Origin of the sequence: Sphingomonas sp. ABOLE (assembly GCF_003950455.1) — a bacterium.
GTDB lineage: Bacteria > Pseudomonadota > Alphaproteobacteria > Sphingomonadales > Sphingomonadaceae > Sphingomonas > Sphingomonas trueperi.
In genome coordinates, this window is sequence record NZ_QQWY01000022.1 from 22,881 (window position 1) to 37,119 (window position 14,239).

General features: G+C 68.3%; 8 protein-coding genes. All 8 read left to right on the top strand.

Annotation, left to right across the window (positions count from 1 at the left end):
• The first annotated feature begins 96 nt into the window (after window positions 1-96).
• Window positions 97-3,117 (top strand): glycosyl hydrolase family 28-related protein, encoded by a 3,021-nt coding sequence (locus CA234_RS14515; RefSeq protein WP_125975236.1) that lies wholly within the window; start codon window positions 97-99, stop codon window positions 3,115-3,117.
• A 115-nt stretch (window positions 3,118-3,232) separates the two neighbouring features.
• Window positions 3,233-6,202, top strand: a complete 2,970-nt coding sequence (locus CA234_RS14520) for a TonB-dependent receptor (protein WP_125975234.1) — start codon at window positions 3,233-3,235, stop codon at window positions 6,200-6,202.
• Between the two features lie 132 nt (window positions 6,203-6,334).
• On the top strand, window positions 6,335-6,541 hold the full coding sequence (locus CA234_RS14525; protein ID WP_125975232.1) for a hypothetical protein: 207 nt from the start codon (window positions 6,335-6,337) through the stop codon (window positions 6,539-6,541).
• Window positions 6,542-6,653: 112 nt separating this feature from the next.
• Entirely contained in the window at window positions 6,654-7,265 is a 612-nt protein-coding gene (locus CA234_RS14530) for a TetR/AcrR family transcriptional regulator (RefSeq protein WP_125975230.1), read from the top strand.
• Between the two features lie 570 nt (window positions 7,266-7,835).
• On the top strand, window positions 7,836-8,249 hold the full coding sequence (locus tag CA234_RS14535) for a hypothetical protein (RefSeq protein WP_126002033.1): 414 nt from the start codon (window positions 7,836-7,838) through the stop codon (window positions 8,247-8,249).
• A complete protein-coding gene (locus tag CA234_RS14540; RefSeq protein ID WP_206431203.1) occupies window positions 8,227-9,477 on the top strand; it encodes an efflux RND transporter periplasmic adaptor subunit in 1,251 nt (416 codons plus the stop codon). The genes CA234_RS14535 and CA234_RS14540 overlap by 23 nt, the downstream gene beginning before the upstream one ends.
• Window positions 9,478-9,593: 116 nt before the next feature.
• Window positions 9,594-12,770: a multidrug efflux RND transporter permease subunit gene (locus CA234_RS14545; RefSeq protein ID WP_126002035.1), complete on the top strand. Its 3,177-nt coding sequence runs from the start codon at window positions 9,594-9,596 to the stop codon at window positions 12,768-12,770.
• A 51-nt stretch (window positions 12,771-12,821) separates the two neighbouring features.
• Window positions 12,822-14,228 carry an efflux transporter outer membrane subunit gene (locus tag CA234_RS14550; RefSeq protein WP_126002036.1) on the top strand — a complete coding sequence of 469 codons (1,407 nt, stop codon included), beginning with the start codon at window positions 12,822-12,824 and terminating at the stop codon, window positions 14,226-14,228.
• Window positions 14,229-14,239 lie beyond the last annotated feature (11 nt).

Genomic DNA, 14,239 nt, shown 5'->3' on the forward strand with positions numbered 1-14,239 from the left:
GCTGCAGCGATGCTGAAAACTACGACCTTGGTCGCAGATGCCGCCAGCCCTTCAACGGGTTAGCCCATGCAATCAAGAACTAAGCTCAATATGGGGATGGATATGCGCTGCTTCCTGGCCGGTCTGCTCGTCGCGACCTCGCTCACCGCGCCTGCGGTGGCGCAACATGCCTCGGTGTTCCCCACCGCCCCGGACGAACCCCGTGCCGTGACGGTGAAGGCGCGCGGCGACGGCAAGACCGACGACACGGCGGCGATCCAGAAGGCGCTCGACGAGGCGCGCGACGCCAGCCGCCACGGCATCGTCTTTCTCCCCTCGGGCCGCTACCGGATCAGCCGGACATTGGTCGTGCCGGCAGGCGTGCGCGTCTACGGCGTCGGGCCGACACGGCCGACGATCCTGCTCGGCGCCAGCACACCCGGCTTCCAGCAGGGCGTCTCGACGATGATCGTGTTCGGCGGCGACGACCAGTACGCCGTGGGCAAGGTGCCGGTGCCGGTCCCCAACATCGTGCCGCGCGAGAAGATCGTCCGCGATGCCAATTCGGGCACCTTCTATTCCTCGATGAGCAATGTCGACATCGAGATCGCGGAAGGCAATCCGGCGGCGGCGGGCGTGCGCTTCCGCATGGCGCAGCATGCGTTCCTCAGCCACATGGAGTTCCGCCTGGGCAGCGCCTTTGCCGGGGTCTACCAGGCCGGCAACGTGATCGAGAAGGTCGCCTTCAAGGGCGGCCGCTACGGCATCGTCACCGAAAAGACTTCCCCCGCCTGGCAGTTCACGCTGATCGACGCGCAGTTCGACGGCCAGCGCGAGGCGGCGATCCGCGAGCATGAGGTGGACCTGACGCTGGTCAACGTCGCGATCCGCGACACGCCGGTGGGGATCGAGATCGACCGCGGCTATTCGGACTCGCTGTGGGGCAAGGACGTGCGGTTCGAGCGCGTGTCCAAGGCGGCGGTGGTGATCTCCAACGAGGACAGCGCCTTCACGCAAGTCGGCTTCGACAATGCGGTAGCGATCGACAGCCCAATTTTCGCCCGCTTCCGCGACAGCGGCAAGACCGTGGCCGGGAAGGGCAGGGCGTACCGCGTCGGCGCCTTCTCCTATGGCCTCAAGGTGCCGAAGCTGGGCGAGATGGGGAAGACCGACCTCCAGGCGGAAATCCAGCCGCTGGCGAGCGCGCCGGCGCGCCCGGCACTGGCGGTGCGCGCGCTGCCGCCGATGGCCGAGTGGGTCAATGTCCGCACGCTGGGGGTGAAGGGCGACGGCACCACCGACGACACCGCCGCGCTGCAAAAGGCGATCGACGGCAACCGCGTGCTCTATCTGCCCGTGGGCTTCTACAAGGTGACCGACCGGCTCAAGCTGCGCCCCGATAGCGTGCTGATCGGCCTGCACCCGGCGACCACCCAGCTCTACATCCCCGACGACAACCCGGCGCATCGCGGGCTCGGCACCGTGATTCCGATCCTCGAGACGCCGCAGGGAGGCGACAATATTCTCTCGGGCCTCGGCCTGTTCACCGGGCGGGTGAACCCGCGCGCTTCGGCGGTGCTTTGGCGCTCGGGGGCGAACAGCCTGATGCAGGACGTCAAGATCATGGGCGGCGGCGGCACCCCCACCGCCGACGGCAAGCCGCTCGGCAGCCTGCAGGGCCGCACCGGCGATCCGGTGGCCGAGGGGCGGTGGGACGCGCAATATCCGAGCATCTGGGTGACCGACAATGGCGGCGGCACCTTCACCGATGTGTGGAGCCCCAACACTTTCGCCCAGGCCGGCTTCTACGTCACCAACACCAGCACGCCGGGCCATGTGTACGAGATGTCGGTCGAGCACCATGTCCGCAACGAGTTCGTGCTCGACAACGTCCAGAACTGGGAGTTCCTGGCGCCCCAGACCGAGCAGGAAGTCGGCGACGGCCCCGATGCCGTCTCGCTCGAGATCCGCAACTCGCGCAATCTCTTGTTCGCCAACTATCATGGCTACCGCGTCACTCGCAGCTACCACCCGGCGAAGAGCGCGGTGAAGCTGTTCAATTCCTCGGACATTCGCTTCCGCAACGTCCATGTGAATGCCGAGAGCGGCTATGCGGCGTGCGACGACGAGGGCTGCGGCACCTTCCTGCGCGTCAGCAAATATCCGTTCGACAATGCGATCGAGGACGTGACGGGCAAGAAACTGGTCCGCGAGCGCGAGTTCGCGCGGCTGGACGTGGGCGCGACCGAGCGGCAGGTGGCGGAGAAGCCCGCATCGGGCAAGGTCGAGAAGCTGGAGGACGGCTTCTACTCGATCTCGGGCGCGGCGGTGGATCCGCAGGGCCGGCTCTACTTCATCGATCGCCGCTTCCAGCGGATCCAGCGCTGGACCGAGGCCAAGGGGCTGGAAATTATCCGCGATCATGCGCTCGATCCGGTGAACCTCGCGGTCGACGCCTCGGGGCATCTGCTGGTGCTGTCGTCGCTGGGGCCCAAGGGCGCGGTCTATTCGATCGATCCGGACGGCCCGCGCGACCAGCTGACCCGCATCGAACCGACGCCGATCGGCGCGGGGGCGGGGGCCAAGACGCTGCTGCCGGTCAACTGGTGGGCGAACGGCGAATTCCGCGACCAGCTGAACCAGCAGACCTACCAGTTCACCACCATGGCCGAGTTGTTCGCCAAGGAAGCGATGGAGCCCAAGACGCGGGCATATGTCTCGCCGGACGGCAGCGTCGCGCTGCCCGCCTTCCGGGTGTGGCAGCAGGGACCGATCGACCATGTCGGCTGGCGCTGGTCGCACGCGCTCAACGCCAACGGCCTGATTAGCGGCAAGCAAGGCGAGCGGGTGTTCGTTACCAACGGATCGGAGAACATCACCTATACCGGGACGGTCGGGCCATCGGGCACGCTCACCAACCTCAAGCCCTTCGCCAACCGGGGCGGCGAGAGCGTGGCGGTGGCGCCGGACGGGCGGGTCTATGTCGCGAACGGGCAGGTGTTCGTCTATGGCGCGGACGGCAAGGAGGTCGGCCGGATCGACGTGCCCGAACGGCCGCTCCAGATCCTGTTCGGCGGCGCGGACAAGCGCACCCTGTTCATCCTTACCCACCATGCGCTGTACGCCACGCGGCCCTGAACGGCCGCGTCTACCACCTATGTCGTAGATGCCTGCGAGCCTGGGCAGGTCTAGCGTCGCAACAGTATCGACACGGGTCAGATAACGCCCGGAAAACATTGGAGGGGTTCGTCGCATGAAAGCCATTCTCACATCGCAGCTGCGCCTTGGCGGCGCGAGCCTTATCGCGCTCGCGGCCATGGGATGGGCGAATGCGGCGCATGCCCAGACCAGCACGACCGAACCGGCGCCCGCCGCCGAAGTGCCGCAGGCGGATACGGCCGCCCAGACCGACCAGAACGACCAGATCGTCGTCACCGGCTCGCGCATCATTGCCAGCGGCTTCACCGCCCCGACGCCGACCACGGTGATCGGCGCCGAGCAGATCGCCGCCAACGCGCAGCCGAACCTGTTCAACACCATCGCCCAGCTGCCATCGCTCCAGGGCTCGACGGGTGCGGCGACCGGCACCTTCAGCACCTCGAGCGGCACCCAGGGGCTCAGCTCCTTCTCGCTGCGCGGCCTCCAGCCGATCCGCACGCTGACTCTGCTCGACGGCCAGCGAGTCGCCGCCGCGAACGTCAGCGGCGTGCCGGACATCAGCCTGTTCCCGCAGCTGCTGGTCAAGCGCGTCGACGTGGTCAATGGCGGCGCCTCGGCCACCTATGGCTCGGACGCGGTCGGCGGCGTGGTCAACTTCATCACCGACACCCGCTTCACCGGCTTCAAGGCCAATGTGCTGGGCGGCATCACCACCTATGGCGACAACAAGCAGATCCTGGCGCAGGGGGCCTGGGGCGGATCGTTCGCCGGCGACAGGCTGCACCTGATCGTCAGCGGCGAATATGCCCATGACGGCGGCGTAGGCCCCGGCGACTTCGGCACCGATCTCGCCCGCAGCCGCGACTGGTACAAGGCGACGACGCTGCTCAACACCGGCGTCACCACCGGCGGATCGCCGCAGTTCGTCTACAGCGATTATGCCCAGCCCTATCAGTACGCCCGCTATGGCCTGATCAACAACGGCCCGCTCCAGGGCATCGCCTTCGATGCCGCCGGCAACCCGTACAACTTCCAGTATGGCTCGGGCGGCCAGCCGCTCGGCAACGGCCGGGTGAGCAACTGCTATCCGGGCAACAGCTTCTGCGTCGGCGGCGACCTCACCGGCGCGCCGGGGTCGGGCGCGTCGCTCGTCTCCAAGCTGCAGCGCGTCGTCGGCTATACGCGGATCGGCTATGATTTCGCGCCGGGCAACGAATTCTACGGCACGCTGAACATCGGCCAGGTCAAGACCAACAACCAGCCGAGCCCGGGCTATAACCGCCCGAACCTGACCGTGCAGTGTTCCAACCCCTATCTGCCGCAGCTGGTGCGCGATCGCTGCGCGACGGCGGGGATCACCCAGTTCAACTTCGGCACCAGCAACGGCGCCTTCCCCGATCCCCAGGTCTATACCGATCGTCGCCAGTATCGCGGCGTGCTCGGCGCCAAGGGCAAGTTCTCGGCCGCCGGCGGCGAGTGGAACTATGACGCCTATTACGAGCATGGTGAGACGATCGCGGACATCAACGTCCAGGACATCGTGCTGCAGAACCGCTATGTCGCGGCGACCAACGCGATCGCGCTCAACGGCGCGATCGTCTGCGCCGATCCGGTGGCGCGCGCGGCGGGCTGCCAGCCGATCAACGTGTTCGGCGGCTTCGCGCCCTCCGCCTCGGCGCTGGCCTATGTCGCTCCGGCCAACGGCCCGTTCCAGCACACCAAGCTGACCCAGGACGTGGTGAGCGCCAATATCTCGGGCAATCTGATCGACCTCTGGGCGGGTCCGCTCAGCCTGGCGATCGGCGGCGAGTATCGCCGCGAATTCTACCGGGTGAACGCCGATCCCTATGGCGCGGGCGCGACCAGCCCCAACAGCGCCGCCTATCCCGTGGACCCGCTGCTCAACCAGGCGCAGGGCAGCAACTGGGCCGCGGGCAACTACAAGAATGGCGGCGGCAAGTACAATGTCTACGAGTTCTCGGCGGAAACCAACCTGCCGCTGCTCGACAGCGAGAGCCTCGGTCGCGCCAATCTGAACGCGGCCGCGCGCTACACCCATTACAGCACCTCGGGCTCGGTCTGGGCGTGGAAGGTCGGCGGCACCTGGTCGACTCCGATCGACGGCATCCGCCTGCGCGCGGTCACTTCGCGCGACGTGCGTGCGCCGAACTTGTCCGAGCTGTTCGCCGCGCCCACCGTCACCACGCTGCCGAACTTCAACGATCCGTTCCGCAACGTCGCCGTGCAGGCGTTCCAGAACACCGTGGGCAACCCCAACCTCAAGCCCGAAATCGCGCGCAACACCGAAGTCGGCATCACGCTCGCCAACCCGACCTGGCTGCCGGGGCTGAGCCTGTCGTTCGACTATTACACGATCAAGCTGAGCGGGGTCGTCTCGACGCTGTCGCCCGACCAGATCGTCCGCTTCTGCTTCGAGGGCAACCAGGCCTTCTGCGGCGGCTTCGTGCTCAACAGCCCGACCCAGGGCGGCAATTTCATCAACGTCCAGCCGTTCAACCTGGCGAGCTGGAAGACCAGCGGCTTCGACATCGAGGCGAGCTATCGCTGGCAGCGCCCGCTGGGGCTGCCGGGCAACTTCACCGTCCGCGCGCTGGGCACCCATGTGCAGGAGTTCCTCGTCCGCGCCGGCATCGCCGGGGTGGCGACGGTGGACAATGCCGGTGCCAACAACGGCGCGACGCCCGACTGGAAGTGGCTGGCGATCCAGACCTACGACACCGACACGTTCAGCCTGCTGGTGCAGGAGCGCTGGTTCTCCGACGGCAATTTCGGCAACCAATATGTCGAGTGCCAGAGCGGCTGCCCGGTCTCGACCGGCAACAACCCGACGATCAGCCGCAACTTCATGCCCGGCGCCTTCTACGTGGACGTCGGCGGCTCCTACAAGGTCACCCGCGGGCTGGAGGGCTATTTCAAGGTCGACAATCTGTTCAACGTCGATCCGGTCCCCGCGCCGCAGACCAACACCGGTCTCGACGTCAACCCGGCGCTCTACGACACGATCGGCCGCACCTATCGCATCGGCGTGCGCCTCAACTTCTGACCCGTTCGTCCCCCCGACGATCTCCTGGTCCCGGTCGCAAGGCCGGGACCTTTGTTTTGTACGGAAACCCGGGCGGTCGCGGGCGTTGAGGGCGGGTGCGGGGCACTGCGCCCCCAACCACGGAGACGACGCATGACCGAAGCGACCACCGACGCCGCCAAGACCGTGTCGAACGGCAAGACCGCGCTGACCGACGACATCCGCGCCCATTTCTCGGGTGACGCCCCGATCACCGAAAAGGCCAAGAGCTTCGCCAAGGCGCGGCCCTGGACCAGCGCCGCGTTTCTCGGCATCGCGGCGCTCGCGGTACTCAACGGCGTGCGCGGCGTTCGTCCGTAATGCGCTGCCGGGTGGCGGCGCAGCTGTCGCCACCCGGCGCTTGCACCCTTTGCGGCGCGCGGAAATACGCGTACTGGCAATCGGCCGTCGTCGGGGTTATATACCGCTCGTTATGAAAACCGCTGCCTGTACCGTAGCCAAGGGTCGCCCCCGTGAGTTCGACGTCGACGAGGCGTTGACGGCGGCGCTCCGCATCTTCTGGACCAAGGGCTATGAAGGTGCCTCGCTGACCGACCTGACCGAGGCGATGGGCATCACCCGCCCCAGCCTCTATGCGGCGTTCGGCAACAAGGAATCCTTGTTCTGCAAGGCGCTGGAGCTCTACGAGCGCGAGAAGATGTGCTATATCGGCCGGGCGCTGGAAGCGCCGACCGCGCGCGGCGTGGCGGAAGCGCTGCTGCGCGGGGCGCTGGAGCGTCAGCGGGATACCAGCGATCCCAAGGGCTGCATGGGCGTGATCAATTCGGTGGCATGCGGCGCCGAGGCCGAGTCGATCCGCGAGGAAGTGCTCAAGCGGGGCGAGGCCGCCAAGCGCGCGATCGTCGAGCGGTTCGAGCGCGCCAAGGCCGAAGACGATCTTCCGCCGCATGCCGATCCGGAGGGGCTTACCTCCTATATCATCGCGCTGATCCAGGGCATCGCGCTGCAGGGCGGCGCGGGCACCAGCTGTGCCGATCTCGAGCGGCTCGTGCAGACCAGCCTGTCGATGTGGCCGGCGCGCTGAAGCCGGCCCTTCGCTAGACCGGGCCTTCGGGAACAGCCGGCCCGACGCCGGTTCCCCCGTGCTGCTGCGAGACCAGGCTATGGCCGCGGTGCCTTCCCCTACTTCCGAGGCAAGCTGATCCGCGAGCGCGACGGTCTTGGACGCGCCTCGCCCGCATCGCGATGGGCCCAGCAGGCCGTGGGGCAGCGACGTGAAAAGAAAACGTTTCGCACTCGAAAATCGCTCTTGCTCCGAAAAATACCGGCCGGTATAAAAAGGCTGTTGACGCACCGCAGCGCGACTTATATACCGGATGGTATAGAAAGTGATCCGCCGCCCCATCGGGGCGCGGGCAGACGGAGACGCGGACATGCGCCAGCTTGCACGCAAGAAACGGGGTGAGCCCTAGGCTCGATCCTTCCATAGCAACGACGTAACGGGCGCTGCCTTCCGGCAGTGGGGCGCGGCGAGGCATCGCTGCGGACCATGGCGCACGACCAGAAGAATTCATCCCGGCATCCGGAATCGCGACAGGCGCTTTTCGGGAGGGCGGAGCCTTGCTCCCCGCCGGCGCAACCGAGGGAGAATGACATGGCATATCTCGATCTCACCGACATGGCCGGCAACGCCGCCGCGCTCCCAGCCTTCCTCGCCACGCCGCGCGAGGAAACCAGGCTGAGCGCGCTCGAATGGCAGGTCGTCGCGATCGCCCAGCGCGATCGCCTGTCCTCGCTGGAGGCCCCGAGCCGCCTTTCGATCGCGCTCGGCGTGATCTTCGGCGGCGAGCGCGGCAACCCGCGCCTGGCCGACCCCAAGCTTGAGGCGCTGCGCCGCATCGCCGTCCTTGCTTGGCACCGCGGCTTCCGCGTGCCCCAGTCCGAAATCCAGCGCTTCCACGCGGCCGGCTACACGCCCGGTCAGCTGGAGACGCTGCTCACCAGCATCAGCCGTGGTCGCGCGGCGATGAATCAGGGGAACCAACATGAATATGCACGCGCCCATTGAGGGCGAAGCGGTGGCAGAACGCCGCCCCAAGCGCCTGCGCACCTGGCAGAAGGCGGCCCTGGTCGTCGTGCCGGTGGGCGTGGTCGCCGCCGGCTTCAGCCTGAGCGGGCGCAATGCGCCTGCCGTCGCTGCGCCGGCCGCACCCGTCGTTACCGTTGCCACCCCGCTCGCCCGCGAAGTGAATGAGTGGGACGAATATGTCGGCCGCTTCGAGGCGAGCCGCACCGTCGAGGTGCGGCCGCGCGTCTCGGGCGCCGTCACCGCGATCCACTTCAAGGACGGCATGGTGGTGAAGCAGGGCCAGCTCCTCTTCACCATCGATCCGCGTCCGTTCACCGCCGCGCTGGCCGAAGCCAAGGCGGGCGTGGCGAGCGCGCAGAGCGATCTGGCGCTCGCCCGCTCCGACCTCGACCGCGCGCAGCGGCTAGTGAGCGTCGAAGCCGTGTCGAAGAGCGATGTCGAACGTCTCCAGGCCCGCGTCCGCGCGGCCACTGCCGCTGTCGCCGCGGCGGAGGCCCGCGTCCGTGCGCGTGCGCTCGACGTCGAGTTCACCCAGGTGCGCGCGCCGATTTCGGGCCGCATCTCCGATCGCCGCGTCGATCCCGGCAATCTGGTCGCCGCCGGGGAAGGGCAGGGGGGTACGCTCCTCACCACGATCAACGCGCTCGATCCGATCTACTTCACCTTCGACGGCTCGGAGGCCCTGTTCCTCAAGGCCAAGCGTGCGGCGGGATCTTCCGCCAGCCCGGTCGAGATCCGGCTGCAGGACGAAGGCGATTATCGCTGGAAGGGCCAGATCGACTTCACCGACAACGGGCTCGATCCCAAGTCCGGCACGATCCGCGGCCGCGCGGTGCTGTCGAACAAGGACATGTTCCTGACGCCGGGGATGTTCGGCAACATGCGGCTCGCCGCCGGCGGCAAGGCGCAGGCGCTGCTGGTGCCCGATGCCGCGATCCAGACCGACCAGGCGCGCAAGCTGGTGCTCACCGTCGGCGCCGACGGTACCGTGGTGCCCAAGCCGGTGGTGCTCGGCCCGGTGGTCGACGGCCTCCGCATCGTCCGCTCCGGGCTAGCGCCCCAGGACAAGGTGGTGATCGCCGGTACCCAGATGGCGCAGCCCGGCGGCAAGGTGCAGCCCAAGGCCGGCACCATCACGCCGAACGCTGCGACCGACGCGCCGGTCGTCTCCGCTCCGGTCACGGGCCAGGCGACCTTCGCCCGCTGACCGAACTGCCGCCGGGCGCACCCCAGATGCCCGGCGGCAGGTAGTTTCCCGTGTGCCCGTCCGCGTGATCCAACGCGGGCGCGAGCACGCGCGTCCGCCAGGGAAAGGAGAAGGCCATGCGCCTCTCACGCTTCTTCATCACCCGCCCGATCTTCGCGGCGGTGATCGCGATCATCATCACGATCCTGGGCGGCATCGCCTATTTCGCGCTGCCCATCTCGCAATATCCCGACATCGTGCCGCCGACGGTCACGGTGACGGCCAGCTATCCCGGCGCCTCGGCCGAGACCGTGGCGGAAACCGTCGCGGCGCCGATCGAGCAGGAAATCAACGGCGTCGACGACATGCTCTACCAGTCGTCGCAGTCGACCGGCGACGGCAACGTTACGATCACCGTCACCTTCAAGACCGGCACCAACCTCGATGCGGCGCAGGTGCTGGTGCAGAATCGCGTCGCGGTCGCGATCCCGCGCCTGCCCGAGGAAGTGCAGCGTCTCGGCGTCGTCACGCGCAAGACCAGCCCCGACTTCCTGATGGTCGTCAACCTGATCTCGCCCGACAATTCGATCGATCGCAGCTACATCTCCAACTATGCCCTCACCCAGGTGAAGGACCGCCTGGCGCGCCTCGAGGGCGTGGGCGACGTGCGCATGTTCGGTGCGCGCGACTATGCGATGCGCGTGTGGATCGATCCCGGCCGTGCCGCCGCGCTGAACCTCACGGCCGGCGACATCGTCCAGGCGCTGCGCGGGCAGAACATCCAGGTAGCGGCGGGCTCGCTGGGCCAGCCGGGCTCCAGCCCCAGCGGCAATGCCTTCCAGCTCAACGTCGAGACGCAGGGCCGCCTCAAGACTCCGGCCGAGTTCGGCCGCGTCGTCATCCGCACCGATAGCGAGGGCCGCCAGGTCCGCGTGAGCGACGTCGCCCGCGTCGAGCTCGGCGCCGCCGATTATTCCTCCAACACCTATCTCTCGAACCAGCCGACCGTGATCCTGGCCGCCTTCCAGCGCCCGGGCTCCAACGCGCTCGCCGCCGCCGAGCGGATCAAGGCCGAGATGGACGAGATTTCGAAGACCTTCCCCAAGGGACTCGAATATCGCGTGATCTACAACCCCACCGAGTTCATCGCCCAGTCGATCGACGCGGTGTACCATACGCTCGGCGAAGCGGTGATCCTCGTCGTTCTCGTCGTGATCGTGTTCCTCCAGAAATGGCGCGCGGCGATCATCCCGGTGGTGGCGATCCCGGTCTCGCTGATCGGCACGATGGCGGTGCTGCTGCCGATGGGCTATTCGCTCAACAACCTGTCGCTGTTCGGGCTGGTGCTCGCGATCGGCATCGTCGTCGACGACGCGATCGTCGTGGTCGAGAATGTCGAGCGCAACCTGGCGCAGGGCATGACTCCGCTCCAGGCGGCGCGTACCTCGATGGACGAAGTGTCGGGCGCGCTGGTCGCGATCGTGCTGGTGCTGTTCGCGGTGTTCCTGCCGACGCTGTTCCTCAATGGTCTGTCGGGCGCCTTCTACAAGCAGTTCGCGGTGACGATCTCGGTCGCCACTGCCATCTCGCTGCTCGTCTCGCTCACGCTCTCCCCGGCGCTTGCCGCGGTGCTGCTCAAGCATCACGAGGGCGAGGCCAAGGGTCGGATCGGCCGCGTGTTCAGCCGTGCGGCCGACGCCTTCAACCGCGGCTTCGAGCGGATGAGCAACGGCTATGCCCGCCTCACCCACAAGCTGGTCACCCGGCCCAAGCGGATGATGGTCACCTATGCCGGCCTGATCGCCGCCACGGTCGCGATGTTCTGGGTGACGCCGGTCGGCTTCATCCCGGCGCAGGACCAGGGGTACTTCCTCACCGTCATCCAGCTGCCGCCGGGCTCGTCGCTCGAGCGTACCGACGAGGTGATGCGCAAGGTCGTCGCGCGCATCCTGCCGATCCCGGGGGTGAAGGGCTCGGTGATGCTCGCGGGCTTTGACGGTCCGTCGCAGACGCTCGCCCCGAACAGCGCGGCGGCGTACGTGCCGCTGCAGAGCTTCGAGGAGCGCAAGAAGCTGGGCGTCGACCTGGCCGGCATCATGGCCGAGGCGCGCAAGCGCACCGCCGACATCAACGAGGCGATGCTGCTCGTGGTCCCGCCGCCGCTCATCCAGGGCATCGGCTCGGCCGGCGGCTACCGCCTGATGGTGCAGGACCGCGCCGAGCACGGCTATCAGGCATTGGGCAACACCGCCTTCGGCCTGATCGGGGAAGCCAACAAGACGCCGGGGCTCGCCCAGGTCTATACCTTCTTCAACACCGCGACGCCGCGCGTCTTCGCCGATATCGACCGCCGCAAGGCCGAGATGCTGGGCGTGCCGCCGGAGCGGGTGTTCGAAGCGCTGGGCGTCTATCTCGGCTCGGCCTTTGTCAACGACTTCAACATGCTCGGCCGCACCTACCGGGTAACCGCGCAGGCCGACGCGCCCTTCCGGGCGACCGAGGCCGACATCGCCAACCTCAAGACGCGCTCGGACGCCGGCGGCATGGTGCCGATCGGATCGGTCGCGACCTTCGAGAACAAGACGGGGCCGTATCGCGTGACGCGCTACAACCTGTTCCCGGCGGTGGAAGTCGATGGCGATACCGCGCCGGGCTACAGCTCGGGTGCCTCGCTCGCCGCGATGGAGAAGCTCGCGGCCGAACTGCCGGCCGGCTATGCGGGCGAGTGGACCGGCATCGCCTATCAGCAGAAGATGGCGGGCAGCACCGCGGGCCTCGTGTTCGCGCTGGCGGTGCTGTTCGTCTTCCTGGTGCTCGCCGCGCAATATGAGAGCCTGACGCTGCCGCTGGCGATCATCCTGATCGTGCCGATGTGCCTGCTCGCGGCCATGGCAGGCGTGAACCTGCGCGGCATGGACAATAATGTGCTGACGCAGATCGGGCTTGTCGTGCTGATCGCGCTCGCCGCCAAGAACGCGATCCTCGTGGTCGAGTTCGCCCACCAGGCGGAAGTGCGCGACGGGCTGTCGCCGGTGGAAGCCGCGGTGCGCGCGGCGCAGGACCGATTGCGGCCGATCCTGATGACGAGCTTCGCCTTCATCCTCGGCGCGGTGCCGCTGCTGATCGCGAGCGGCGCGGGTGCCGAGCTCCGCCAGGCGCTGGGTACCGCCGTGTTCTTCGGGATGATGGGCGTCACCGGCTTCGGCCTGCTGTTCACGCCGACCTTCTACGTGGTGTGCCGCGCGGCTGGCACGCGGCTCGCCCGGCGGCGCGGGCCGGGTGGCGACCACCAGCAGCTCCAGCCGGCCGAGTAAACTGAACCAACCGGCGGGCGCTCCCCATGCGCCTGCCGCAGGAGATTTCGCATGCAACGCATGGCTTCGATCATGGCCGCAGTCTCGGCGCTGGCGCTTTCCGCCTGCGCCGCCGGCCCGAACTACACGGCACCCGCCCGGCCGCAGAGCGCCGCCGGCGCGTTTCTCTCCACCACCCCGGCGGTCTCGACCGCGCCGGTGCAGGAGGGCTGGTGGCGGCTCTACAACGATCCGGTGCTCGACCGGCTGGTGACGCAAGCGCTCGCCGCCAACACCGACATCCGCGTCGCGGTCGCCCGGATCGAGCGCGCCCGCGCGACGTTGCGCGGCGCAACTTCGAACCGGCTGCCCCAGGCGACCGCCAGCACCAGCGCCAATTACGGCCGCCTGGCGCAGGCGCAGCGCCCGATCGGCTTCGGCCAGGAAGACTGGCAGGTCGATGTCGGCCTCAACGTCTCCTATGAGGTCGATCTGTTCGGCCGCATCGCGCGCAATGTCGAGGCGGCGCGCGGCGATGTCGCGGCGGCGCAGGCCGATGCCGACGCCGTCCGCGTGATCGTCGCGGCCGATACCGCACGCGCCTATGCCGACGCGGTGTCCTCGGCCGAGCGGCTGGCGGTGGCGGAGCGGATCGTCGCGCTGCTCGACCAGTCGATCGACCTCACCCAGCGCCGCCGCAACGTCGGCCTGGCGACCCGGCTCGACGTCGCCCGCATCGCCGCGCTGCGCAACCAGCGCCAGGCGGACGTGCCCGCGCTCGCCGCCCAGCGCGACGCGGCGCTGTTCCGCCTCGCCACGCTGATCGGCAAGACCCCCGCCGAGCTGCCCGCCGAGGCGCGGGAGCGCCACACCACGCTGCGGCTCGACCAGCCGATCCCGGTCGGCGACGGCGCGGCGCTGCTCGCCCGGCGGCCGGACGTACGTGCCGCCGAGCGCCGGCTGGCGGCCTCAACGGCGCGGATCGGTATCGCCACGGCGGATCTCTATCCGCGCATCTCGCTGGGCGGGTCGGGCGGATCCACCGGCAACGACTTCGGCAACATCTTCGGGGCAGGGCCGCTGCGCTGGCTGGTCGGCGGGCTGATCAACTGGACGGTGAATCCGGCGCCGGCGCGCGCGCGCATCGCGGCGGCCGAGGCCGACAGCCGCGCCGCGCTCGCCGGCTTCGACGGCACGGTGCTGACCGCGCTGCAGGAAACCGAGACCGCGCTGTCCAACTACGGCCGCGCGCTGGAGCGGCGTACTGCCCTCCAGGCGGCACTGAACGAAGCCGAGGCGGCGGTGCGGATCGCCCGCGCGCGCCAGACCGAGGGCGACATCAACTCGCTCGACCTGCTCGATGCCGAGCGGACCTTCGCCGACGCGCAGGCGGCGCTGGCGACGGCGGATGCCGCGATCGCCGAGGCGCAGGTCAACCTGTTCCGCGCGCTCGGCGGGGGCTGGCAGCAGCAGGCCTGAAGATCCGCGCT

Excerpts from the sequence above, each read along its gene's own strand:
- CA234_RS14515 (WP_125975236.1), top strand. The coding sequence starts at position 97 with ATGGATATGCGCTGCTTCCTGGCCGGTCTGCTCGTCGCGACCTCGCTC.
- CA234_RS14520 (WP_125975234.1), top strand. The coding sequence starts at position 3,233 with ATGAAAGCCATTCTCACATCGCAGCTGCGCCTTGGCGGCGCGAGCCTT.
- CA234_RS14525 (WP_125975232.1), top strand. The coding sequence starts at position 6,335 with ATGACCGAAGCGACCACCGACGCCGCCAAGACCGTGTCGAACGGCAAG.
- CA234_RS14530 (WP_125975230.1), top strand. The coding sequence starts at position 6,654 with ATGAAAACCGCTGCCTGTACCGTAGCCAAGGGTCGCCCCCGTGAGTTC.
- CA234_RS14535 (WP_126002033.1), top strand. The coding sequence starts at position 7,836 with ATGGCATATCTCGATCTCACCGACATGGCCGGCAACGCCGCCGCGCTC.
- CA234_RS14540 (WP_206431203.1), top strand. The coding sequence starts at position 8,227 with ATGAATATGCACGCGCCCATTGAGGGCGAAGCGGTGGCAGAACGCCGC.
- CA234_RS14545 (WP_126002035.1), top strand. The coding sequence starts at position 9,594 with ATGCGCCTCTCACGCTTCTTCATCACCCGCCCGATCTTCGCGGCGGTG.
- CA234_RS14550 (WP_126002036.1), top strand. The coding sequence starts at position 12,822 with ATGCAACGCATGGCTTCGATCATGGCCGCAGTCTCGGCGCTGGCGCTT.